Origin of the sequence: Acinetobacter sp. GFQ9D191M (assembly GCF_011174875.1) — a bacterium.
In the GTDB taxonomy this organism is placed as follows: Bacteria; Pseudomonadota; Gammaproteobacteria; order Pseudomonadales; family Moraxellaceae; genus Acinetobacter.
The window spans coordinates 24,700-50,753 of sequence record NZ_JAALGV010000077.1 but is presented as its reverse complement, the minus strand read 5'-3'; the positions used below and the strand labels follow the sequence as shown (position 1 = coordinate 50,753).

General features: G+C 45.5%; 16 protein-coding genes. 11 read left to right on the top strand and 5 right to left on the bottom strand.

The genetic code is table 11. From position 1 onward, the window contains the following. Window positions 1-5: 5 nt before the first annotated feature. Window positions 6-4,130 (bottom strand): UvrD-helicase domain-containing protein, encoded by a 4,125-nt coding sequence (locus G5T77_RS12085; RefSeq protein WP_166134805.1) that lies wholly within the window; start codon window positions 4,128-4,130, stop codon window positions 6-8. Further along, window positions 4,130-7,840, bottom strand: coding sequence for an exodeoxyribonuclease V subunit gamma (locus G5T77_RS12080; protein ID WP_166134802.1), 3,711 nt, complete (start codon window positions 7,838-7,840; stop codon window positions 4,130-4,132). The genes G5T77_RS12085 and G5T77_RS12080 overlap by 1 nt, the downstream gene beginning before the upstream one ends. Before the next feature lie 178 nt (window positions 7,841-8,018). Between G5T77_RS12080 and G5T77_RS12075 the strand changes: the two genes are divergently transcribed. Beyond that, the gene (locus G5T77_RS12075; RefSeq protein ID WP_159123426.1) at window positions 8,019-8,522 is read left to right on the top strand and encodes a hypothetical protein; all 504 of its coding nucleotides are present in this window, start codon (window positions 8,019-8,021) and stop codon (window positions 8,520-8,522) included. A 48-nt stretch (window positions 8,523-8,570) separates the two neighbouring features. Here the strand turns inward: G5T77_RS12075 and G5T77_RS12070 are convergent, their stop codons facing one another. Continuing rightward, a complete protein-coding gene (locus G5T77_RS12070) occupies window positions 8,571-9,992 on the bottom strand; it encodes a phosphate--AMP phosphotransferase (protein WP_166134799.1) in 1,422 nt (473 codons plus the stop codon). A gap of 206 nt (window positions 9,993-10,198) precedes the next feature. Here G5T77_RS12070 and G5T77_RS12065 point away from each other — a divergent pair, with 206 nt between their 5' ends. From G5T77_RS12065 to G5T77_RS12040, 6 genes are all read left to right on the top strand, one after another. Beyond that, window positions 10,199-10,903 carry a hypothetical protein gene (locus tag G5T77_RS12065; RefSeq protein ID WP_166134796.1) on the top strand — a complete coding sequence of 235 codons (705 nt, stop codon included), beginning with the start codon at window positions 10,199-10,201 and terminating at the stop codon, window positions 10,901-10,903. Between the two features lie 260 nt (window positions 10,904-11,163). Then, window positions 11,164-12,108, top strand: coding sequence for a bifunctional demethylmenaquinone methyltransferase/2-methoxy-6-polyprenyl-1,4-benzoquinol methylase UbiE (gene ubiE / locus G5T77_RS12060; protein ID WP_005232491.1), 945 nt, complete (start codon window positions 11,164-11,166; stop codon window positions 12,106-12,108). 14 nt (window positions 12,109-12,122) lie between these two features. Continuing rightward, complete coding sequence (locus G5T77_RS12055) at window positions 12,123-12,836, top strand: hypothetical protein (RefSeq protein ID WP_166134794.1); 714 nt, start codon at window positions 12,123-12,125, stop codon at window positions 12,834-12,836. Window positions 12,837-12,848: 12 nt separating this feature from the next. Continuing rightward, complete coding sequence (locus tag G5T77_RS12050; RefSeq protein ID WP_166134791.1) at window positions 12,849-14,468, top strand: AarF/UbiB family protein; 1,620 nt, start codon at window positions 12,849-12,851, stop codon at window positions 14,466-14,468. A 158-nt stretch (window positions 14,469-14,626) separates the two neighbouring features. Further along, the gene (locus G5T77_RS12045; protein ID WP_166134788.1) at window positions 14,627-15,703 is read left to right on the top strand and encodes a patatin-like phospholipase family protein; all 1,077 of its coding nucleotides are present in this window, start codon (window positions 14,627-14,629) and stop codon (window positions 15,701-15,703) included. A gap of 61 nt (window positions 15,704-15,764) precedes the next feature. Further along, the gene (locus tag G5T77_RS12040; RefSeq protein WP_004781714.1) at window positions 15,765-16,082 is read left to right on the top strand and encodes a hypothetical protein; all 318 of its coding nucleotides are present in this window, start codon (window positions 15,765-15,767) and stop codon (window positions 16,080-16,082) included. Window positions 16,083-16,118: 36 nt separating this feature from the next. On the opposite strand, the gene G5T77_RS12035 is transcribed toward G5T77_RS12040, so the two are convergent. Next, window positions 16,119-18,086: a DUF2075 domain-containing protein gene (locus G5T77_RS12035; protein WP_166134785.1), complete on the bottom strand. Its 1,968-nt coding sequence runs from the start codon at window positions 18,084-18,086 to the stop codon at window positions 16,119-16,121. An 81-nt stretch (window positions 18,087-18,167) separates the two neighbouring features. Continuing rightward, entirely contained in the window at window positions 18,168-20,519 is a 2,352-nt protein-coding gene (locus G5T77_RS12030; RefSeq protein WP_166134782.1) for a Tex family protein, read from the bottom strand. Between the two features lie 336 nt (window positions 20,520-20,855). Between G5T77_RS12030 and ompR the strand changes: the two genes are divergently transcribed. From ompR to G5T77_RS12010, 4 genes are all read left to right on the top strand, one after another. After that, window positions 20,856-21,620: a two-component system response regulator OmpR gene (gene ompR, locus G5T77_RS12025; protein ID WP_004781707.1), complete on the top strand. Its 765-nt coding sequence runs from the start codon at window positions 20,856-20,858 to the stop codon at window positions 21,618-21,620. A 310-nt stretch (window positions 21,621-21,930) separates the two neighbouring features. Next, window positions 21,931-23,391, top strand: coding sequence for an ATP-binding protein (locus G5T77_RS12020; protein ID WP_166134779.1), 1,461 nt, complete (start codon window positions 21,931-21,933; stop codon window positions 23,389-23,391). 205 nt (window positions 23,392-23,596) lie between these two features. Continuing rightward, on the top strand, window positions 23,597-25,114 hold the full coding sequence (locus tag G5T77_RS12015) for an acetyl-CoA hydrolase/transferase family protein (RefSeq protein ID WP_004781704.1): 1,518 nt from the start codon (window positions 23,597-23,599) through the stop codon (window positions 25,112-25,114). Window positions 25,115-25,315: 201 nt separating this feature from the next. Next, window positions 25,316-26,011 (top strand): DsbA family oxidoreductase, encoded by a 696-nt coding sequence (locus G5T77_RS12010; RefSeq protein ID WP_005232505.1) that lies wholly within the window; start codon window positions 25,316-25,318, stop codon window positions 26,009-26,011. The last annotated feature ends 43 nt before the right edge of the window (window positions 26,012-26,054 follow it).

Below are 26,054 nucleotides of genomic sequence, written 5' to 3'. Positions count from 1 at the left end.
CAAAATTATGCTGATTTTTTCTGCTCAAAATAGCCCAAAATTTCATCTAGTTTCAGAATAAATTCCAGACCAGGCTGCCAGTGATAAGCGCCTTGTTCAGCCTGACCATTCATACCGCGCAAATACAGATAAGTCGCCCCACCCAGATGCTGCTGCATGTCATATCCCTGCATGTTCACGCTTAGATAACGATGCAATGCCACCAGATATAAGGCCGCTTGCAGCCAGTAACTGAAGTGGGTCATATTCTGCTGGATGGCCTCGGCCGTGTAATGCTGCTGATCCGGCCCGAGAAAATTGCTTTTATAATCGGCAATATGATAACGCTGGCCATCAAAATAAACCAAATCGATAGAACCGGTCAGATAGCGTGCCGATTTTGCCTCATTAAAATCAGGCATGAGAATATCATGCTCGGCAAACAGTTGCTGGATCTGACGAATCTGTAACGGCACATCGGTTAAAGACAGGTAAAACGGGAATTCAGACAAATAAGTACCTTGCTGCAACTGCTCCAAGCTGAAGTCTTCCTGTAGGGGTGCAGCCAGAATTTCTTTGAGCCAGTCATGAACCCGATTGAGCAGAAGATCTTCAATCATCTCATCAATGAAATGATCGAATGCCTGCTGAAAAACGGTTTCTACATCCAGTTGCGCTGGTGTCTCAGCAGGCGTCATCTGCGCCATTTCCTGTTCGAAAAACTGGATAAAAGGTTCATCATCCAGTTCTGTAAAATAGCACTGAAACTGTCCTAAGAAGTTCAACCATTCAGAGTGATCGAATGTTTGAGCTGAACGGAAAAACTGTTGCCATTCCTGACGATAAACTTCACTCTGATCATGCAGGCGAATTCCGGTCAGGATTTTATAATTCAGGCTGGAGAGTACTTTTTGCATACTCTGCTGCAATTTCTCCGGCTGCATGTGACCTTGACGAGCCACCTGACTGAACAGGGTCTGTAAATTCACACAGGCCGTCTGATAGCCCGAAGTAAATGCCTGCTGTAACAATGAATGAACATGAAAGGCCTGATGAAATTTCTCTTTCAGTTCCTGCCAGATCTGTGGCGCTGTATTTTTAAAACGGCGACGGATTTCCAGATTCCAGTAACTGCGATCCTGAAAATCGATATGCTCAAAAATACTGTGCAGGAAGGTTCCGGCTACCGTGCCTTTTGGAAAATTTAGCTTGATCCAGTCCAGTGGCTGACTGGCTGCCTGCTGTTCCAGTTCCAGCAGATTCATTTCATCTGCGGCACTGTCTGAGCGTTCAGAAGCGATGACCAGATCATCCTGCAATATTGTCTGATGCGGGAGATGCTGTGACAGTGCAGTAAAACTGGTTTTGGTCCGCGGATAGAACTGTCGCTCCGGTAAAGGATGAGCCTGCATCTGTAACGGTGCTTCTGTCTGTTTTGCCACAATTCTAGGCGGCTCAGAAGCCAGAGGTGGTTCAAGCAGACTTAAGGCATGCTGAAAGACCGCCTCACCTTGTCCACGCCAGAACGCCAGACCTGAATCCGCTTGTCCGCTCTGATCTTGCAGCATGGCATAAACCCGGTGACTGGCCCGGGTCAGTGCCACATACCAAAGCCGGTGATTTTCTGCGGCATTCCGAGCCGCATTTTGCAAAATCGCCTGCTCATGCAAGTCCTTATGATTAACTGCAATCACCCGGGATTGTTCCAGTACATTTTCTGCAGCTGACAGGGAAAAGTTCAGATTTCCCTTATTTACATCAAAAGATGCATCGGCACCCAACAGGAACACGACTTTAAATTCCAGACCTTTGGAAGCATGGATGGTTAAGAGCTGTACCCCATGATCGCCAGAGAGTTTGCGCTCTTTTTCGTTGTCCTTGCCGGAAGGTGATTGCAACTGACGCAGATACCAGTGATACAGCTTTTGAGCACCCTGATAATATTCGCTTTGCTGGCACAGAATTTCGGTCAGATGACGTAAATTCACCACAACCCGTTCATTGTCCAGACTCTGACTTGCAACCAGATTAGTCCAGACCTGAAACAGGTTTAAGGCATAATTCCAGGCAGTCAGGAATCCTTTTTCAAACCACATTTCCCGGATGGCATCAAAGTCGGCAATATAACGACTCAGACCTTCACTCTGCTCTTGCAGTTCGATTAGCTTTTTCAGGTTAAAGCCTAATAAGCGGGTCAATAAGGCACGTTTGACTTTGGCCTCGTTAAAAGGCTCCATGATCGCGGTCAGAACAGCTGCAACATCCTGAGCCACCGGGCTGGCAAAGACGCTCTGCTTGGATTCCTTATAACAGGGAATACCCATGCGTTGCAGACGCTGCTTGACCTGTTCCAGCGCATAATGGCCAAAACTGAGGACTGCAATATCATCTGCTTTTAAGTGCTGAACGTTGTCGCCCTGCTGGAAATATAGTTGCTGCTGTTCAGACTGATTTAATAACTGGCGAATTTTCCAGACCACCTGATCGGCTTCAACGTCCTGTTCACCGAGCTGAATCCAGCGTAGTGGATACGGATTACTCAGCGTTTTATCGATTAAATCCGGATGTGGCCGGCTTCCCGCCTGAATCAGGGTGTAATGCACCTGTTCACCAAAATCCATCTGGCGTTGAAACAACGCGTCCACCACCTCGACCAGAGGTTTTACCGAGCGATGGTTCTGGATCAGAGTATATTCACGGCCCTGCTTTTGCAGCACATCGGCACGCGCCTTGTTATAGGTCAGCATGTCGCCGCCACGGAAACCGTAAATCGCCTGTTTCGGATCACCCACCATGATCATACAACCGGCTTTGACCCGATTCGGATCACGCCAGATTTTAGCCAGCAGATCATCCTGATCCTGATTGGTATCCTGAAATTCATCGACCAGAATGAGTGGATAACGTGCCTGTACAAACTGGGCAAAGCGTTGACCTTGCTGTCCCTGTAAAGCTTCAGCCAAGGTTCGAATCTGTTGGGAAAATGTGGTTTCACCCTGTTTTTGCAAGGTTTGCGGCAGACGGTTCTGCACACTGCGAATAATATGATATTCAAGATAGGTGGTCAGCTGCTTCAACTGTGCATCCATCTTCTCTTTGACTTCGCACAATCCATCAATGGCCTGAATCAGGCTATGTTGCAGAATCTTCTGCTGCTCTGCTTCCGGACAGCTTTTGTTAAATACTTGCTTCATTGAGACCGGTTGAAAATCGGTTTTCTTGCGGCGCAAATAACACAGATTCAATAAGATCGCATGCAGTTCTGGATCAAAAAAGCTCATCACACCTTTAGTTTTGAGTGCCGCCATCCAGGTCATAAAGTTTTCACAGACATCGCTTAATCTGGTGAAAAAACTCTTATGAAAATACTTGGGAGAATTCTGGCAATACTCCCGAATGATCTCAATTTCATGTTCATGTACATCGAACAGGCGCTGAATGCAGTGCTCTAGTTCAGCTAGATCCCATTCGACGTTTTCTACCTTCTGAAAGTATTGCACACGGAAATTTAGAGCATCACGAACTAGTCCAATATAATGTTCTACTGGTTTCAACAGGTTTTGCAGATATAGATGATTGACCATATATTGCGGCTGCTGCTGGATCCATTCCCGCAGCACATCATGAATCAGCTGCTGGATATATAGGTCCTGATCTTCAGTCAGTTCGGCCCGCTCAATCTTGCCGCTTTCAAAAGCAAATTCACGTAATAATTTCTGGCTAAAGCTGTCCAGTGTCCCGACAAACAGCTCATCTAGCTGGTTCAGTACCAGACGCAGACGGCGCCGGGCATAGTCCATGCGTGAGCCATAATCTTTTAATACCTGCTGAAATAGTGGATCGGATTCAGTCTGGATTTTGGCTGCGATTTGAACCGAATTGAGTTCCTGATGGCGCTGAATGAAGGCCAAGGTTTCTTCAACCCTGAGACGCACCCGGTTTTTCAGTTCAGCTGTGGCTTTACGGGTAAAAGTTGTGGCAATGACCTGATGCGGATAATACTGATCCAGAAAAATCCGTACCATCAAACTGGATAAGGTATAGGTCTTACCCGTCCCCGCTGAGGCTTCAATCCAGTGTAGGCCGCTAAAGCGCATGTCCTGAATCGGATTGGTTGAAATCTTTTTGTTCTGGTTGGGTAACATGGTCATTATTCTTTTATCCATTCCAGATGTTCATGAATCGGTGCATATAGCGCATGGGCAAAATCATGGCAACAGCGTTGCAAGGCCAGATCCGGGTCCTGATCCTGCAAAATAAACTGCCAGTCCTGATGTAGCTGGCTGGATTCATCGCTGGCCAAAGGCTTGGCACTTTCATAGCTGTTGTTCCAAGCCTTTAGCAGTTCCTGCATCTCGGCAATGGTGATCTGTCCCTGTTCATTTTCGGTCCATTCCCAGGCCTTTTTCATCAGCAATTCGGCAGGCAATACCAGCGGCTGGGTCTGTCCGATTTCCCAGGCTTTCAACCAAGCCTGTAAATGATGACGTGCCTGACTAGAACGCAGCCCGGAGAACTTCAGGGTTTTATTACTGAAAATGACAATCCGTTCCAGCTGCGGAGACAGTTCATCATTGTTCAGATAGGCCAGCCAGAGCAAATATTCCAGCCAGACCTGTGCCCGACGTTTTTCTGAGGCCGAAGATGACTGCATGCTGAGCCAGTAACTGCTGTGCGGCACTTGTGGCAAGGTAATATGGATCAGCAACTCAGGATTATATTGCCAAGTTTGCTGCGTTACAGGTGTCAGCTCTTTATTCAGCTGCAATAAACGTTCTTTTAGCGATTGCTGTTCCTGCTGACTGCTGAGCCAGGTCGCTTCCTGAGTTTTTCCGACCGGCAAGCGGTCCAGCATCAGCTGTGGCTCAATCTCTTGATCCTGTTGTAATAGGAAATCACGGACCTGATACTGTTCCAGTTTATTCAGCAATAAGGGTTCTCGTGAACTTGGCAGATCGGCATATCTCACACTGGAAACACCGATACTTTTCAGGAATAGACGTGCTGGGAAAATCATGTCACGAATCCACTCATCCCCTTTCAGCACCCGGATTTCTTTCTGCATCAAGGCCGGATAATGGGCATTGATCCAGCTGCTGCGCTTGCCCTCTGCACTGCGAATATATTCTGCTACAGCAAACCACTGGGTCTGATAACGTGGAGTATGAGATTCGACGTAACCGATCGGATCGAACGGCTGTAGTGGATGCACATGATAGAGCTGACGGATATGCTTGGCCACGCTCAAACCATTCATCTCAACCGTTTCATCGACTTCAGCATCGGGCTGGTCTGACTGGCAAATCAAGGCAATATGCTGGATCAGTTCCTGCAATGAAGTGGATGGATCACGCGCTTCACCATCATCAACATCAAAGCCATTATAGAACAGCCATAAATTGTCCTGTGCCAGTAGCAATGCATCCAGAAAAGCGCCTTGGTCATCATCCAGACGGGAACGATCCCCTAACTGCGGCTTCAGACTGTTCATCAGGTCAAATGGCACCTGCTGATTCCGGCTCGGAAATTTACCGGTATCCAGATTCAGCATCACCACCAGCTTATACGGCAACGGACGGATCTGGCCGATTTGACTAAAGGTAATTTGTCCGGTCGGCTCGGCCTGATCCAGTTGCATCTCCAACGTATTCTGAATTTCTTCCAGTACATAAGGCAATGGCAGACTTAAGGCGACCAGCTCCTGGCTGGCCTGCGGATCATCCTGATCATGGTAATCGGCCAACGTCAGCATCCGCATCTGCTTGTCAATGATTTCTGCGACCGTCTTTAAGGACTCAACCCCGGCTTCACGGAACTCATTCAAGTCTTCACGCAGATATTCCAGCCAAGTTTTTACCGGGGTACGTTGTCCCTGTTCATGCAAAATCAGCCAGTCACGGCGCTGTACCAGATCCTGATAAATCTGGATCAGAGTCGAAATGAGAGGAAAATCACTACTCAAGACCCGAGCATAGCTTAAGGTATCCTGAAACAGGGCATGTTCCGGAACTGCAAGCCCGAGTGCCAGCCGATCCAGCGCAAACTTAAAACTGAAGCGGTAGTCTTCATCACCGGCAGTCAGGCTTTGCTGTAAATGCTGCTGATCCAGACCGCGTTTAAAGCCCGCTTCGCCCAGTAACTGCAACATGCGCTCAACTTGCGCGTAGTCCAGCGCATATAGTTGCTGGGTCGCATTCAGGCTGAGCCAGTCGGCAAAATCTTCGATACTGAAACGTCGATGCACCAGCTGAATCCGGCCCAGTACCGCGCGCCAGGCATTGCTGACATCGAGTCGGGACACCCCGGCAATCTGGATTGGCAGATATAGGTTGTCTTTTTGCAGACGCTGGCTATGGCCTTCCCGTTCTCGCGGTGGTGGTGCAAAGACACTCCGGATCGCCGGCTCCAGCTCTTTCAGGTTCGGGGCCAGCACCAGAATATCGCTCGGCTGACGTGGGGCATCTTCCGTGCCTTGGGCCAGCCAGTGAATCATCTGTTCTTTTAAGACTTCCAGCTGGCGCAGTGAGGAATGACAGACATGAATCTGTACCGAATCATCGTCGGGTTTGAGCGGATACTGGTGTTTTTCCGGTTCCAGCAGGTACAAAATATCCGACTGGATTTTGGCCAGTAACTTATCCTGATATTCATCCACGAAAGCATCGGCCCAGAGACCTTCTTCACCTGAAGACAGTTTGGACAATAACGAGAAATGATCACGTGCCTGCTTGCCAAAGCGGGTCAGCAAGGGATGACGCGATTCTCGGTCTTCGGCATTAAAGTTCAACTGAAAGGCTGCAAAGAAATGCTGGATTTCGGTATCAGTCGGCAAACGTCCCTGAGATTTTTCAAATTTCTTGATGAAACGTTCCTGCACGCCAAGGTCATAACGTGCTTTCCAGTCTGGATCGACACTATCGGCCCAGTATTCCTGTGACGGGTTAAAGTGGAAAATATAAATATCGATGTATTGACCGAGACGGCGCAAGAAATCCAGCTGACTCGGTGGCAATTCTAGCAAGGTAAAGACCACGACCTGTTGTGGTAAGCGTTTTAAAGCATGTGCCTGGGTATCTTCATTTTCCAGACGTTCCCAGTACATCTGTTCGATGTCCAGAATCTTGGCATAATCATCCTGAAAGACATGCTGCCACAACCAGCGCTGCCAGGCTTCCAGTTCGCGTGCCTGAATCTTGACGAAGTCTGCCACCGGAATTTCATGGCCATTTTCATCTTTAGGAATATAGATCATATGCTCAACATCGAGCGCAATATCCTGCCCCCAGGACGCCAGCCAGTTAGTGGGACAACGACATTCCTGTGGTGGGCAATTCCGCGCGCAATAACCACGGTAATCCATATAATGGCTAAACAGGCGCGAGACCTGTTCGGATACCCAGTACAGCATGCTTTGTTTTTTCAGCTGCTTCTCTATGCCCTGTTCCAGACGATCTGCGCTGTCATAAATCCGTTTGATAATCGAATACAGTGGATGATCGATCTCTAATGGAATCTGCTCAGGCAAAATGCATTTACGTAATGCCTGAAATACCCGCCATTTAATAATAATTCGGGGAATATTGGCTTCACGAACCTGTTCGACTTCTTTGGGATTATTCAGCACCCACTGATAGGAAGTCCACTGAAAGGCACGGATCCGATGATGAAACTGGGTATTGGCACTGATGCCCTTTTTCTCGGCAATTTTTTGGGTCAGCCAGGCCTCGACTGCAGGAGATGGCACAATAAAATGCCGCGGCTGTAACACAGCCAAGGGATTTTTTGCGCTCTGATTAACGATACGCAGCATACTATCCAAAAGCACATCAATGCGTTGACTCTGAATAACATGAATTGCCATCGTTTCCCCTGAAAAATGAGATGGAGCAGTACTACAAAATGATAAAGATTATTTACTATACTTACCGAACTGTCTATGTCACTTTAAAACTCATACTTCAGTCAAAAAAGTTCTTTGAAAAAAGCATCTTATTGATGTTTGAACAGAAAAAAACAACATCTAGCTTTAGGTAATGCCCATGAAATTAGACAAAATTCCAGATCGTATCGATCCAAGTTTAGATTTAGACAGAATTCGCAACGAGTGCTTAGAGCTAACCAAAAAACGTGCCTATTATTCTGCCGGAGCAGCTGTGATTCCGGTGCCATTTCTGGACGTGGTCATTGATGTCGGCATTCTGTCGCAACTGATCCCGGAGATCAATGCCCGCTTTGGTCTAGCCCCTGAACAGATCAGTGTGTTTGATCCTGCAACCAAACAGGTGCACTGGAATGAACTGCGTAAACGCGGAATCGAGTTTTCCGGTCTGGTGGTAGCACGTACAGCAGTCAAAAAATCTTTGAACAATGTTGCAGCGAAAGTGATCACAAAGCAAGTCACAAAATTCATTCCACTCGGTGGTCAACTGGTAGCCGCGAGCCTTGGTTATTTTGTCATGAAAAAAATTGCTGAAGCGCATGTTGAAGATTGTTATCGCACAGCAAAAAATATCCAGCAAAAACAGATTGCTCAAGGCAAATAAATTTCCCGCCCCATTTTTTATCCCCAAACTTTTCAAAACTCAGGCAGATTAATCTGCCTGAAGCTGCTTTAAAATTGTTTTTAAAATTTCGACCCGAGCGGTGTTTTTATCATCAGTGGCGATAATGTGCCATGGTGACTGTTCTGTCGACGTACGTTCAAACATGTCGGCGGCCGCTTTTAAATAATCATCCCAACGTTCCCGGTTACGCCAGTCCTCATCGGTGATTTTAAAGCGCTTATGTGGGGTATCTTCACGCGCCTTGAAACGGGCCGCCTGCTCTTCCTGGGAAATCGCCAGCCAGAATTTAATAATTACGGTTTGATGGTTAATCAGGCTCTGTTCAAATCGGTTAATTTCATCATAGGCCCGCTGCCATTCTGCCGGGCTGGCAAAGCCTTCTACCCGTTCTACCAGCACCCGACCATACCAGGAGCGGTCAAAAATACAGATATCATCATCAGTTTGCAGCTTGTTCCAGAAACGCCATAAATAAGGTCGATTCAGTTCATATTTTTCCGGCGCCCCGATGGTCTGGATTTCATATTCACGTGGATCCAGCTTTTTCACAATCCGCTTGATCGCTCCACCCTTGCCCGCTGCATCCATCCCTTCAAACAGCAAAATCACATTGCGTGGGTCTGAGCGCAGCGCCTTGGCCACCTGAGGAGACAGTTTTTTCAGCTCCGCCTTATAGTCCTCTGTCTTGGCAAGTTCTTGCGAAGGATGCTGCAATAATTCTGGAATTTTGGCCTGTTTCCATCGTCCTTTGGCCCGAACCGGATGATTGGGACAATGTTTTAGCGCCTGCAAAATATACTGTGCAAACTGCTGGTCACGCTGTTTTTCATCTTCCCCGTCAATGATCAGCCAGTCTTCGTCTTTAGTAAACCGCTCTCGCAAACGTTGCACGGTGTCGTACTTTTTTTTGTCGCGCCAGTCCAGCCCATGCAGTTTGTGCCATTGCATTTCACTCGGATCAATCTGATCCAGGCGTTTTTGTAGCGTTTTCCAAGGTAAGTCGAACCAGACCTTGACCACATCAACATAGTTATTTTTTAGATCCTGCTCAAAGACACGCATATCTTCCAGATAGGCATCAAACTGGGCATCATCAATGGCACCAGTCTGCATGGTGGTTCTGAGCAGATCGCTGTACCAGTTACCAAACAAGACCATGATCTGGCCTTGGGCAGGAATAAACCGTGTATAGGGTTGCCAGAAGGTCTGTTTTTCTCCTAATACTTGCGGCTGATCGGCCTTCACCTGCAAATAACGAGGATCTACCCATTCACGTAACTGTTTGACTGCTTCGCCCTTACCTGCCAGCTCGATTCCATTGACCAGAACAATCAGGCTTTTGCCATTTTTCTGTCCCTGGGTTTTTCTCAGATCATACTGGGCATTGATCAGCGCAAGGGATAACTGGTCTTCATCCATTAACTGGAAACTTTGTTCTTCTGTACGCATGGAGATCCCTCATCTTTTATTCTTGTGGGCAGTATAGCGAGGAGTCTGAAGGCAAAAATAGCGTTAGCAACGTTTTTCACACGATTAGATTGTCTGTTTAAACAGCAAATTGACATTCAAATAAGGAATCATTGATCAATTTGTCATAGCGAGATTGCGCCACACCCTCTAAGATTCTGAGATCGAAAAATCATATTTGAAAATACATGTCCAAACTTGCCCGATTAGATGAACTCTTAGAACAGTATTATCAGCTGAAATATCATACTCAGCCTGAAATTTTAAGCCGTTTACAGGATGTGCAGGCATGGCAAAAGGCACGGATGCAGCGTAGCCATCATCAGCATTTTTCTGAAAAAAATAACCAGCTGATGGCCGAATATTTCCTGAACCGGCTCTACGGCGGCTCGGACTTTGATGCACTGGCCGAGCAGATTGCTCGACTGATGAAATATGCGCACAAGGCAGAAAAAATGATTCCGGAAAATGCCCTAAAAACCGGAACCTCAGGCGTAGAACTGGCGATTCTGGCGGTACAACTGGATGAACAGGTCGCAATCCAGCTTTTAGAGGATTACCCTGCCAACGCACCATTGACCGATGAAATGATGCGTGTGACTTATCTGAAACTGGATCAGGGGGAAGCACGTTTGAAACAGCTGGCATTGCTGGATCAGCTGGGTGTCAGTCTGGATAAATATATGCGTTCCTTTGTGGTTTATACCGCCTTCAAGATGTGTAAAGGCGCAGCCAATAAATATCATTTTCAGGTGATGTATGAGTTTATGCAGGACGGTTTCCAGGCCATGAAACCGTTAAAATCGGCAGAAAAATTCGTGCATGACTTTACTGCGATTGAACGCGGTATTATTGATAAGGTGCATTCAGGTGATCCAACACCATTCCAATAGTAGATTCCTTTCCCATCCATGATGAGGAAGGCTTGCGGTCCTGCCTGATCCTGATATTTTCAGGTCTTTAGGGCAGGCCATCGCCAATGATAAATCATATGAATTATTCGATCACTGGCAGTGAAGATTTCCGCCCATATTCCTATTTTTCTGTATATTATTCATAACAATTGCATCATGATTGCTGAATAACATCCAAGAATCTGTCATTATGCAGGCAATGCAAGATTAACCCGATTGATATGTTAGGAGTGACTCCAATGTCGAATGAAAATCAAACGCCTACCCCTACACCCGAGTCGGCACAACAGACAGACAAAGTGAGCCCATTCTTAACCACTCCGCTTCCGCAAGGCGCTCCACAAGGTCAGCAACAATCTCTAGAACAACGCCTGACCGATACGCCTGTGACTGGAACTGTCCCTAAATATAACCTGCCACGCGGTGCCAATACCGGTAACGTCGGTCCAACCACGCACTTCGGCTACAAGACCGTGAGCAGTGACGAAAAAGCCCAGAAAGTGGCTGAAGTATTCCATTCGGTGGCCAGCAAATACGACATCATGAATGACCTGATGTCATTCGGCATTCACCGTCTGTGGAAACGTTTTGCGATTAATATGTCAGGCGTGCGCCGTGGCCAGCATGTGCTGGATATTGCAGGCGGTACAGGCGACCTAGCCAAAGTATTTAGCCGTGAAGTGGGCCCTACCGGTCATGTAGTACTGTCTGATATTAACGAATCCATGCTGAATGTTGGCCGTGATCGTCTGATTGATGCCGGCTGTACCAATGTTGATTTCGTTCTGGCGAATGCAGAAACTCTAGAGCCATTTGCCGACAACAGCTTTGACCTGGTAACGATTTCTTTTGGTCTGCGTAACGTCACCGATAAAGATGCTGCACTGGCAGCCATGTATCGTGTGCTTAAGCCAGGTGGTCGTTTACTGATTCTGGAATTCTCTAAACCAGTTTTTGAGCCATTCTCAAAACTGTATGACCTGTATTCATTCACCGCTTTACCAATCATGGGCAAAATCGTGGCAAATGATTCAGAAAGCTATAAATACCTGGCTGAATCAATCCGTATGCATCCAGACCAGCGTACTTTAAAAGGCATGATGGAAAATGCTGGCTTCCAGAACTGTGATTATCACAATCTGACCGGCGGTATCGTTGCCGTTCACCGTGGCTTCAAGCTTTAAGGGTCGTACCCGATATGTGGTCACTTCTCGCTCTCGGTGCTGTTGAACGCCTGATTCATCATATGATTGATCTGGATGCGATTACCCGCATTCAGATCAATGCTTTAGCCGGCAAAATGTTGCGGCTGGTCATTGCCTCACCGCAACTGTCCGTCGATGTCTTCTTTGATGAGGGCAAGGTTCGTCTGGAACCAACGCCAACCGGTCATACTGAAGAATCTTCGATTTTTGAACAGCGCCCTTATGAAGCCAATAGTACTCAAATTCCTGAAGCAACGGCGACGCTACAGGTGAATAATGTCGTAGAGCTGCTTAAGCTGCTGCTTGCTGATGAAGTCGGTAATATTCCATTGCAAGGTGACTATAAACTTCTGCAAGAAATCCAGCGTATTATGCAGCAGGCTGAACCTGATCTGGCGGCGCATTTGAGTCCTTGGATTGGCCCTGCTCTGGCACATGAAATTGGCAAGTTGCAGCTGGCTCCGAAGCATTTAAAACGCACTTTGCAAAGCCAATTATTTTTCGCTAAAGATGCCCTGAAAGAAGATAGTGGCCTTTTTGCCCCGCGCTGGCAAATGGATGACCTGAATCAGGATACTCGTATCCTGAACCAGAATTTAGATCGCGTCGAAGCCAAAATCCGTCAGCTTCAGGCTCAGATTGAATCTGACGATTCTACTGATCAGCCATTTACTCCTGCTACACCTCATATTCCTTCTCAATACTAGGTACACCGCTTTATGATTCCGCATGTTTCACGTTTACTCGAACTTTGGCGCATCGCCGCGCACTATAGACTCGACACGTTGTTTCCTGCGGAAGAACTTCCTGAAAAAGCCCGGCACATTTTATCTTTGATCCGTATGCATCCGGCAGCCTGGTCCAGCCGTGAGCGCAAGAATTCACTTAAGCTGAAACTGGCACTGGAAGAAATGGGACCGCTAGCGATCAAGCTGGGTCAGTTACTTTCGACCCGTCGTGACCTGATTCCGCCTGAAGTGCTGCAACAACTGGTTCTATTACAGGATCAGGTTAAGCCCTTTGATAATGATGTCGCCAAGATGCGTATTCAGGAATCCTTAAAAGCCGATGTAAATACCCTGTTCGCCCGATTTGATGTTCAGCCGCTGGCAGCCGCCTCGATTGCACAGGTGCATACTGCAGCCCTGCACGATGGCCGTGAAGTGGTGGTCAAAGTGACCCGTCCGAATATTCGCCAGCAGATCTTGCAGGATTTTGAGATTCTAAGCTGGCTGGGTGATTTTCTGGAAAAGCGTCTGGAAGCAGCGCGTGCCCTACACTTGTCTGAAATTATTCAGGACTATCGCCAGATCATTCTGAATGAGCTGGACCTGACGCTGGAAGCGGACAATACCCGCCGTATGCGTCATTACTTCACTGGCTCCAGCATGATGTATGTGCCTGAAGTCTATATGGACAGTAAGGACGTGCTGGTGGCAGAACGGATTACCGGTGTTCCGATTTCGGATATTGCCACCTTTGATGAACTGGGTATGGACCGTGCAGATCTGGCGCGTAAAGGTCTGACGATTTTCTTTACCCAGGTCTTCCGCGACAATTTCTTCCATGCAGACATGCATCCAGGCAATGTCTTTGTCGAAACTATCAATCCGGCCAATCCGCGCTTTATTGCGCTGGACTGCGCGATTATGGGAGAGCTGTCCAAACATGACCAGATGACCGTGGCACGTATGCTGCTGGCGGTCATGAACAGCGACTTCATGCAGCTGATTCAGATTGTGCATCAGGCAGGCTGGATTCCACCAGGTACCGATCAGGACGCGCTAGCACGCGAAATGCGTCGCACTGTGGGCCCAATGGTGTCCAAACCGATGCATGAACTGGATTTTGCCGGGATTCTGATTCAGGTCATGGACATCGCCCGTCGTTTCCATCTGGAAATCCCGCCACAGCTAATGTTGTTATTGAAAACGCTGGTTCATGTAGAAGGTCTGGGAACAGACTTATATCCTGAGCTGGATATCTGGAGTCTGGCGAAACCCATCCTCACCGATTGGGTCAAAGCCCAGATGAATCCGCAAAAGAATATCAAGGAACTCGGACAAAAAATCCCGGATCTGCTTTTGGGCGCGCAGGACCTACCGACCCTGATGATCGACAGCCTGAACGGTCTGAAAAACCAGTCCGCCTGGCATGCCAAGCAGCTTAATGAATTGCAAAGCATGCGCCTGCAAATGGAACATCAGCAAAAGCGTAGCTGGATTTTTGGCAGCATCATGGCTATCCTGCTTTCAATTGCGATCATTTCACCATGGTTTGTGTCAGTGATTTTGATCGTACTGGCAAGCGTACTCGCAGTCTGGCGGATTGCAAAATAACTGAAATAACCTTCTTAAAAGACCTGACATTGTTCAGGTTTTTTTATTTCTCTCCTTCCCTATGACTGCAAAGTCACCTTAGGGTATATCTTGCCATTGGGCTTTGTGACCAGATGCTTAAAATATGTCCTCATTGGTCAAATATGGGTTGAACCTTTATGCAGATTTTACAAAAACATGCGCCTGCTCTGAAAATCCGCGCTGGGCATCAGGCTCGTGAGCTGATTCTGAAAGAAGGTTTACAACCCGAACAGGTCGATATTGTGCCGGGTGCTGCAGGTGGACCCAAAGGTATTGGTATTCAGGGACTGGATCAGGCCATTTTTGGCGAGTTTTTCCCACGAGCTCCTCAGCGTAGAACCTTAGTCGGCTCATCCATTGGTAGCTGGCGTTTTGCCAGTGTCGCGGCATGGGGAGCCAAAGCAGGCACTGAACGTCTTGCCGACTTGTATACCCATCTGTACTTTCACAAGAAAATGACCCGTAAGGAGGTCAGTGACGTTTGTCGTGGCATGCTGCTGGATCTGGTACAAGGCAAAGAAACTGATCTGGTGAATCATCCAGATTATCATCTGACGGTATTGTCGATTAAAGCCCAGCATATTTTTCAAAGTGACAAGGCGCTCCCCCTACTCGCCTCTGTGGCCGGCATTGTCGGAACTACCGCTGTGGCGCGCAAACATAGTCGCCATTTTATGCAACGTGTGATCAGCCAGCCGAATACCGGTGAACAGTTTAAAATTGCCGATGATGGATTTACTACACATTATCACGCCTTGACTGAGCAAAGTGTTTTGTCCTGGCTGATGGCTTCTGCCTCTATTCCGGGCGTGATGGCAGCAGTCAATAATATTCCGGATGCACCGCAAGGTTATTATCGCGATGGCGGTCTGATTGACTATCATATTGACCTGCCTTTCCAGAGCAAAGGCATCGTGCTGTATCCGCATTTTACTGACAGCATTACTCCCGGCTGGTTCGATAAACTGTTTAAACGCACGGCACGCCCGGAAAATCAGGCACGAACTTTGCTAATTTCACCCTCTCAGGAATATTTGCAAAGTTTGCCTTTGGGTCGTTTACCGGATCGTAAAGACTTCACTTTGAAAGGTTTGGATCAAGCTCAGCGGATTCAGCTCTGGAAGCAATGTATTGCTGAAAGTCAGCGCCTGGGAGATGAATTTCTGGAACTGGTCGAGAAGCAGAATTTTGCCGATGTGATGCAAAGCCTGTAATGGGCACAGCCTGTCCGAATTGTTTGTATAATTGCCTTAATTTTTTGAACTGTTGAGATTTATGCAGAAATTTTTAGTGATCCTGCAATATGCATGTATAGCCTTTGGACTTTATCTAATTTATAGCGTTAGCATGTCGCTGTATACCCAGCAATTTGAGCTGATGGAACTGGTGGCAGATATTGGCACCATTCTGATCTGTCTGGATTTGGGTGTGTTCTTATATACCAGTAAAGGCAAACAAGGCATCACCATGGAAGAGTATGCCAAACAGCTGGAACAACCACCGTCTAAACTGGTTTATGTGACACGTAAACTGGGACATCTGGGTATTTTATTGATTATTACCAGCTGGATTGTTCCGATTATTAATAGTTAATCCAAAATAAAAAACCTCCCGATTGGGAGGCTTTTTTTAAATTTCTTTGAGATGACAGGCTTTTAAAAATTGATATGTTGAATCATACAATTCACTCGGTCTGGTCCAATCATTATCATCTACATTCGGTAGGTAAATCACCACTCCTTGACGCGCACGAGTCAACAAAACACGATAAGTATTCAGTAGATATTTTTGCTTTTCCATCTGATTGATGTTCTGCCATTTTGTTCCTTTAAATGCTTGATAACACCAACCATCCTTAAAGTAAAAATTAATATCCCACGCAACACAGCAGTAATCTAATTCTAATCCTTGAACATCAAATTCTGTGGCGACATCTTCTAAGTAATATGAAGAACGTACATCAATTGTAGAATTCAAAAACCAATCAGATGGTGTGATTTTATTTTTAACATCAATCCCCTCTGCTTTGAGTCTTCTTGCGCCTGAGCTCGCAACCATGCCGTAACGCTCTGTCCCTTTAGCTTGTTGTTTTAGCCACGACTTGGCTCTTTCCAAGTTCCTTGTTAAAACAATTGGATAGGATTTTATAACTTGGCTATAAATATGTTGTGCTTTCGTCGCATCCCCATCTAAAATTGCTTGGACAAGTTCAGCAACTCTTTCACTTCTAAACGACCTTACTGATACCGCCAAATGTAAATCAGGTTCTTTATTACCATACTGAATTAAATGATGCTTTCGGCTTTGATCTTGTATATAGACACGATCCTCTAAAACTTTCTCAGAATAATAAATCTGCCATTCAGGATAATGCTGTTGTAAAGCATCTAACCATTCGATAACCCCTGCTTCTCCAGTGTTAATCTCTTGACCGCCACCGATCAAACAAATAATCACACACCAATCTGTGTGCCGATCCATTACCTCAATCAAAAATTGTGGTTCAGATTTATCAAAGCTCTGAATTCCCTTTTTTTGCTTCATAAAGTTAGAAACTTGTTCTTTGCGCCAAGCTCTTTGTGCCTCATCAAATACTACCACCTTTTCAATAGGAGCTTCTAATGACCTTAAGTACTCATCTCGAAAGTGATGGATATTTTGAATAAAAGCTTTTGCTTTTCTTTCAGCACTTGATCTGGTTTCAAGTTGACCTTCAGTTTTTGCTGTTTCGACTGTTTGTCGAATCAGCGCTTCCCTTAGCACATCAACAAGTGGGCCATTGCCCGAGAGAAAAACTGAATGTTCTGATTCGTCTTTTTTTAGTCGCTGGTTAGCAATATTCAGCCCTGCTAATGTTTTTCCAGCACCCGGGACTCCTGTAAGAAAACAAATTGCCTTATGTCGTTTTTCTTTTGTTGTTTCAATAATATGTTCAATACGTGCTGAAGTTATTTTTAAATTAATCGCCCCTGCATCACTTCTGGAAATATCTTCAACTTGATGTCCTTGATAAAGTGCTTTCGCTGCTTCAATGATTGTGGGTGTCGGTCTATAGCTGGCTTGATTCCACTCTTGGATATTAATGTCCATACCCACATCATAATGCGCAAGAGCCTGTAGAATCATTTGGTTTAAATTGTACTGATGACAACAAATGGGTGCTCCAAGATCATCTACATCCTCCCAAATGATCTCTTGTGTATCCGCTTCAGTAGCTATAAGAATTGGAATAATTTTTTTATCATGACTTTGTGAATGAAAATTCTTTAAATCCAAGCAATAATCAATCACCTGATTTTTTGCAGTTGTAGAGTAAAAACTTTCCCCAACCTTAAACTCAATAACAAAGATTAAATTACGAATAATCAGAATATTATCAGCACGCTTCCCCATTCGAGGAATGCTGTACTCAAAGTAAAGATGACCCTTTGCTATACCAACTAAATTTGCTTTTAAAATATCTATTTGTGCTAACCAAGCATTTTTCTGTAAATCTTCAAGTGCAAATTCATGATGCTGTGCCAAATTACCTAAGATTAAGTCATTTGAGCTAGATAAAAAATCTTGGATGGAACTTTGATAATAACTTCTTAGCATTTTTAGATTCTTTGAGATTTTTTAATATTGTCGATACGAAAAACCTCCCTTTTGGGAGGTTTTTCGTTTAGAGCCTAAAGATTATTTCGAACCTTTAATCCCGGCTTGAAGTAATAGTGCTCCTAAACCACCAATTTTATTTTCTTGTGGTTTAGCCGCTTGAGGTTTCTTGCCATGCGGGCGGTCACCTTGTGGACGTGCATGCTGTGGACGTTTGCCTTGTGGCTTGCGCTCACCGCGTTGCTCATTGTCACGACGTGGTTGACGTGGTGCTTTCGCTGGCGCTTCCGAACCTTCAGGACGCATCGACAGATTGACACGGTTACGTTCCACATCAACGTTCAGTACATGAACTTGTACGATTTGACCTGGTTTTACCACTTTATGCGGATCAGCCACAAATTCATTGGCTAATTCAGAAATATGTACCAAACCATCCTGATGTACACCGACATCCACGAAAGCACCGAAGTTAGTGACGTTGGTCACTACACCTTCCAGTTGCATGCCTTCAGTCAATTGAGCCACTTCAGTAATATCATCACGGAATTTTGCGGTACGGAATTCTGGACGCGGGTCACGGCCAGGTTTTTCCAGTTCAGCCAAAACGTCCTGAACGGTTGGCAGCCCGAATTTATCATCCACAAACTCTTCAGCATTGACCTGGCGAATGATTTCAGTATTGCCAATAATATCTTTTACAGTCGTTGCTTTCGCTTCAACAATTTTAGATACCAGTGGATAAGATTCAGGGTGAACTGCAGACGCATCTAATGGTTCTGAACCTTGCTGGATACGCAAGAAACCCGCTGCCTGTTCAAAAGTACGTTCACCTAGACGTGGCACTTTTTTCAGGTCCTGACGGTTGTCAAAACGGCCATTTTCCTTACGGAAGGCCACGATTTGCTGCGCGATTGATTTGTTCAGACCTGCGATATAACCCAAAATCGCAGCAGATGCAGTATTCACATCCACACCGACCGAGTTCACACAGTCTTCAACGACTGCTTCAAGAGTTTTTGCCAGACCGGTCTGGTTTACATCATGCTGGTACTGACCTACACCAATGGACTTAGGATCGATTTTCACCAGTTCTGCTAATGGATCTTGCAGACGGCGTGCAATTGATACTGCACCACGGATCGATACATCCAATTCAGGCAATTCCTGAGAAGCCAGTTCAGATGCTGAGTAAACAGAAGCTCCCGCTTCTGAAACAGAAACACGGGTCAATTTCAGGTCGCTATTTGCAGCCATCATTTCAGCAACCAATGCTTCAGTTTCACGGCTGGCCGTACCATTCCCGATTGCAATCAGGTCAACATTGAATTCGCGGCAAAGACGCGCCAATTCAGTCAGTGAACCTTCTTTATCATCTTTCGGTGCAAATGGGTAAATGGTGCTATGTGCCAGTACATCGCCAGACTCATTCACCACTGCCAGTTTAACGCCGGTACGGATGCCAGGGTCTACACCCAGAGTTGTACGGGCACCTGCAGGTGCAGAAAGCAGTAAATGACGCAGGTTTTCAGCAAAGACCTGCATTGCTTCAGCTTCAGCAGCCAGACGTTTTTCAGTCAATAATGAATGTTCAATCGTTGGACGAACTTTACCAAGCCAGAACAGTTTCGCAGTTTGCTTTAAGAAATCCTGACGAGATTGCGGCTGAATGGTATCCAGGTTGTATTCAGTTTCAATACGTGCCAATGGTGCATCATCTTCACCATCTACTTTAAGGCCCAGTACATTTTCCTGGCGGCCACGTAGCATTGCCAATAAGCGGTGTGAAGGTACCTTGTTCAGATTTTCAGAGAAATCGAAGTAATCACGGAATTTTTTACCAACTTCTTTTTTCTCTTCGCTGGCGACCAGACTTTTCAGCACAGCAGTTTTAGCAAACATTGCTTTAAGTTCAGTGGTCAACGCAATATTCTGTGCCCAGTCATCAATCAGGATGTGCTGGATCGCATCGAGCTGGCTTTCCTGATCTGGATAATCTTCATGGCTAAAGCACGCCAAAGCTTCTGCTGGATCCACGGCTTCAGTAAAGATTTTTTCTGCAATCGGACCTAAACCGGCTTCTTTCGCTTTAAACGATTTGCTGGTACGTTTTGGACGGTATGGTGCGTAAATTTCTTCTAGGGCATTTTTAGTTTCTGCCGTATTCACCCGCGCCAATAAATCATCAGATAATTTATTTTGTTCTTTTAGTGATTCGATCACCTTTTCACGGCGTTCATACAAATCACGCAAATACGATAAACGTGTATCGAGCTGGCGTAGTTGCGTATCGTCTAAGCCCTGCGTTACTTCTTTACGGTAACGTGCAATGAAAGGAACGCTGGCACCCTCATCAATCAGTTTGATGGCAGCTTCTACTTGATTTGGACGTACGGCAAGTTCTTTTGCCAACTGCTGAACTAAGTCAGTCATCGTGTTTGATCCCACAAGGATAAGTACTAAATGGCATGATTATAAAGACCAGGTCTATAAAATCCACCATTGTTTTTATTAATTTATATAAGCTTCAGATAACCGTATACGATCGTTTTCCAGTTTTTCCGCTAAAGTTTGCATGAACTTTGCATTTTATTCTTGTTCCGGGACGATTTTTTTCGCATATAGATGTATATATTTGGTATCTATGTCTTGATTTTAACTGCAATATTTGATGCTTTAGAGCATAGTCAATTAATAGTAATGAATCGTATACTCAAAGCATATTTCATTTTTTGTTTATGACGACAATAAAGAATAAAGGAGCACCTCATGAGTTTAGTGGTACCTGCTGAAAAACCCGATGCTGTACATACCGAAACCGACCGGGTCGAGCGCATCCTGGTTGTCGATGATGATGTGCGTCTGCGTACCCTGTTACAACGTTTCCTTGAAGATAAAGGCTTCGTCGTTAAAACTGCGCACGATGCCACCCAGATGGATCGATTATTACAGCGGGAACTGTTTTCTCTGATTGTGCTCGATTTTATGTTGCCTGTAGAAGATGGCCTCAGCATCTGTCGTCGCCTACGCCAATCGAATATTGATATTCCAATCATTATGCTCACCGCACGTGGCAGCGATTCAGATCGTATTGCAGGTCTGGAAGCCGGTGCAGATGATTACCTGCCTAAACCATTTAATCCAAATGAATTGCTGGCACGTATTCGTGCAGTTTTGCGTCGTCAAGTCCGTGAAGTTCCAGGCGCTCCTAGCCAGCAAATGGAAGTGGTATCCTTTGGCCCATGGTCACTGGATCTGTCCACTCGTACTCTGACTCGTGAAGGACAGGTCGTCACCTTAACTACCGGTGAATTTGCCGTATTGAAAGCCTTAGTCCAACATCCACGTGAACCTTTAACTCGTGACAAGCTGATGAATCTGGCACGTGGCCGTGAATGGGGTGCGATGGAACGTTCAATTGACGTTCAGGTATCACGCTTACGTCGACTGATTGAAGAAAACCCTGCCCGTGCGCGTTATATTCAAACCGTCTGGGGTGTCGGTTATGTGTTTGTTCCAGATGGTGCTGAATAATTTTCTTATTAGAAGAAAGTAAAATATTCGTCCGTCTATAAATCTAGTTTTGAATTACGTGACAAATTCATTCGCAACTGACTGAGGCAGGAGGTATTCATCTCTAATGTTTCTGCGATAAATTGATTACTTGCCGCAATTTGACGAGTTTTGCGAATGAAAATGGTTTTGCCTACTTTTGCCGAAACAAAAGTAGGTCGAACCGAAGGTTTCAACCTATATCTAAATTACAGATGGTTTGACTCCGGTGTGATAAGGCCTTTTAATCAACTCATAATAATTTGCTGAAGTCATAGCACAGGATTGCTCAGTGAAACTCGACCCCATCGACCCACAAAAATTTACCGATTTTGTCAGTTATTCAGAAAAAAAACGCACCCCTTGGGAACGCTTTCTGGACAAGATCAAGCCGCGCTCCGCAGCGATGCGAACCACTGTGCTGGTGGTCTTTGTGGTCTGTTTCAGCCTGTTCATGTCAATCTGGTTTTTCTGGCGCACACTTTATTTACCTGAAATTCAGCAACATGCACGTTATTTGGCTATGGAGCTGGAAATTCTCAATAATCCGGACCTGCGTCTTTATCATAAAGAACAGGAAGTCGATATTGATACCTGGCTCAAAAACCGGATCGGAATCGAATATGTCACCAATCCGGCTGAATATCCGAATGTAAAAGACAAGGTCATTGCCGAATTCTTTACTAACCAGATTGAAACCAAACTGGCCAAAGAATTAAGAATCGAACAGGCAACCGTTTATTTCCAGTTCAAGCCAAGTCCACGCATCTGGATTCAAACTCCAGAAATGAATGGCAACTGGGTACGTGAGCCTCTTAAAACCTATGCCAACTATAGTCCTGAACTGATTCTAGGCTGGCTGTTGGGTACGCCACTCATTGCTGGCATTATTATCCTGACCCTGGTGCGTCAGCTAAACCGTCCTTTACGCCGCTTGCAGAATGCAGCAAATAGCTATAGTAAAAATGGTTCCGCCCCTTATCTGGATACCAATCATGGTCCGCTGGAAATCCGTCAGGTGAATCATGCCTTTAACCAGATGATTTATACCCTGGATCAAACTGAACGTGATCGTCGAATCATGCTCGCAGGGATTTCACATGACCTGCGTACACCGTTGACCCGTATCCGTCTTAGCGCAGAAATGATGCCGGATGAAGACTTTCTCAAGGAAGGCCTGATTTATGACGTCGAGGATATGGATGCCATTCTGAACCAGTTCATTTCCTATATGCGGGATGGCTCCGATGAAGAACTGCAAGAAACCAATGTTAATGTGCTGTTGCAGGAACTGGTCAAGCAGTTTAAGCCACTCGATATTCGCTTTACACCTCAAGAGATACCCCTGGTTGAGGTACGCAGCATGTCGCTGAAACGTCTGATTGGTAATCTGATCAACAACTCGAAACGCTATGGTGCCGAACCGATCGAGCTGGCTGCCTATGTGCAGGACCATAAACTGATGATCAGTGTGGCCGATCATGGTGAAGGGATTCCAGAAGACCAGATTGAAGCGCTGATGCAACCCTTTGTTCGTGGAAATTCTGCGCGTACCGTACAAGGCAGTGGTCTGGGTCTGGCAATTGTCAAGCGTATTGTTGATATTCACTCAGGTGAGCTGCATATCCAGAATCGGCCTGAAGGCGGTCTGGAAGCCATTATCGCCTTACCCCTGAAAACAGCAGATTCCGAGGCACCCGCTGCCCCAACCACCTTAGATAAAATTCGTCAAACGCTCACTGATCACTTCTAGTAAGTGATCATAAAAGCAACAAACGACTTTTTAGTATTTCTATATAATTCATTTTAATTTTCAATAATTCAATAATTTAAAAAACATCATTTTTCATTATACCTACATTTAGCTAAAAAATTAGACCTTAGCCTAACACCTATGCAAAATACATTTTTTGATCGGTACAATCCGTATCATTATTTAAGAATTTATGAGAGTTGAAATGTCTTTAGATCGTATCCGTTTAGCCTCCCTACACAACAAAGTCATCAGCCCTGAACAAGCTGCTGAATTCATCGAAGATGGTATGACTGTGGGTATGAGTGGCTTTACTCGCGCTGGTGAAGCGAAGGCGGTTCCTTTAGCTTTAGTACAACGCGCAAAAGCAAATCCATTAAAGATCACGTTAATTACTGGTGCATCACTAGGGAACGATCTAGACAAACAATTGACTGAAGCTGGTGTATTGGCACGCCGTTTACCGTTCCAGGTCGATAACACTTTACGTAAAGCGATCAATAAAGGCGAAGTGATGTTCATCGATCAGCATTTGTCTGAAACAGTTGAACAGATGCGTAACCAGCAGTTGAAAAAACCTGATGTAGCGGTAATTGAAGCAGTTGCGATCACTGAAGATGGCGGCATCATTCCAACAACTTCTGTAGGTAACTCTGCAAGTTTTGCAATTTTTGCTGAAAAAGTGATTGTAGAAATCAATACGAATTTAAGCCCGGCATTTGAAGGCTTGCACGATATCTACATCCCGACATATCGTCCAACGCGTCAAGCGATTCCATTGACTCAAGTGGATGAGCGTATCGGTACGCATGCGATCAATATCGATCCATCTAAAATTGTTGGTATCGTATTTAACAGCGAATTGCATGACTCTCCATCTACTGTGACCGCACCAGATGATGAGACTCAAAGTATTGCCAACCATTTGATCGCTTTCTTTGAAAAAGAAGTGGCTGAAGACCGTCTACCGAAAAACCTCGGGCCTCTTCAAGCAGGGATTGGTTCAATCGCAAATGCGGTATTGACGGGTCTGAAAGATTCAAACTTCGAAGACTTGATCATGTACTCAGAAGTACTACAAGACTGTACCTTTGAATTGATCGACGCAGGTAAGATGAAGTTTGCTTCAGGTTCTTCAATTACACTTTCTGCTAAATATGGCGAGAAAGTATTTAACAACCTTGAGCAATACAAAGACAAACTGGTATTACGTCCACAAGAGATCTCTAACCACCCTGAACTGGTACGTCGTTTAGGTATTATCGGGATCAACACTGCGCTTGAATTCGATATCTACGGTAACGTGAACTCAACTCACGTTTGTGGTACTAAAATGATGAACGGTATCGGTGGTTCAGGTGACTTCGCACGTAATGCGCACTTGGCAATCTTCGTGACCAAATCAATTGCGAAAGGTGGCGACATCTCTTCAGTAGTACCATTCGCGTCTCACGTAGACCATGCTGAACATGATGTAGATATTCTGGTAACTGAACAAGGTCTGGCAGATCTTCGTGGTCTGGCGCCACGTGAACGTGCTCGTGCGATCATCGATAACTGTGCCCACCCAATGTACCGTGATGCATTGAATGACTACTTCGACCGTGCATGTGCGAAAGGTGGCCATACACCTCACCTGCTTCGTGAAGCATTATCTTGGCACTCTAACTTTGAAGAAAATGGTCATATGCTTGCAGTAGAAGCTGCAGTCAAAACTGCTTAATTGACCGATTCAGAAAACGCCCTACGGGGCGTTTTTTTATGGAAAAATAAATAAACAAGGACAAATCCATCTATAAAAATCTGATCAGATTAACTTCTTAAATATTTTGAATGATTAAACTGCACTTAGTTTGGATGCAGGGCTTTAAATTCCAGTTCTTCACCCTCATACTTCTACCAAGACAAAGATTAGAGACATGACATGCGCGTAGATATTTGGTCAGATGTGGTCTGCCCTTTTTGCTATATTGGTAAAAAACGTCTGGAAGCTGCTGCAAAGGAAAGTGGGATTGAACTTGAAGTCCATTGGCATAGTTTTCAGCTAGATCCTGAAGCACCAGTCCGTCAGGAAGTTTCCAACTCTGAGCGTTTGGCACAAAAATATGGCCGCTCAGTGCCAGAAGTTGAAGACATGCAGCGCAATATTGCAGCCATGGCTAAACAGGAAGGCATTGAATTTAACTGGGAAGGCGCCAATTCTGGCAATACCTTGAATGCGCATCGCATCATTCACCTGGCACAAAGCAAAGGTCTAGGCAATGAAGCTCAGGAAGCCTTTTTCTACAGCTATATGACGCAAGGCCTGCCAATTGGTGAACGTGAAACGCTGGAAGATGTCGCAGCGCGTATTGGCCTGAACCCGGTTGAAGTAGATGATTTACTCGACTCGGATGAATTTGCGGATTTTGTTAAATTTGACCAGGAAGTAGCGCGTGACCAGCTCAAAGTTACCGGTGTACCTTTCTTCGTTTTTGACCAGCGTATTGCTTTGGCAGGTGCTCAGCCGAAGGAAGTTTTCTTGCAAGTCCTTGAAAAGGCATTAGAGGAGCCACAGGAACAGCCAGCAGCTGATCAGTGTTCTACAGATGCTTGTGATGTTCCGGCAAAGCCTGAATAAAAACTAAATCAAATCAAAAAATCCCCATTCAAGATGGGGATTT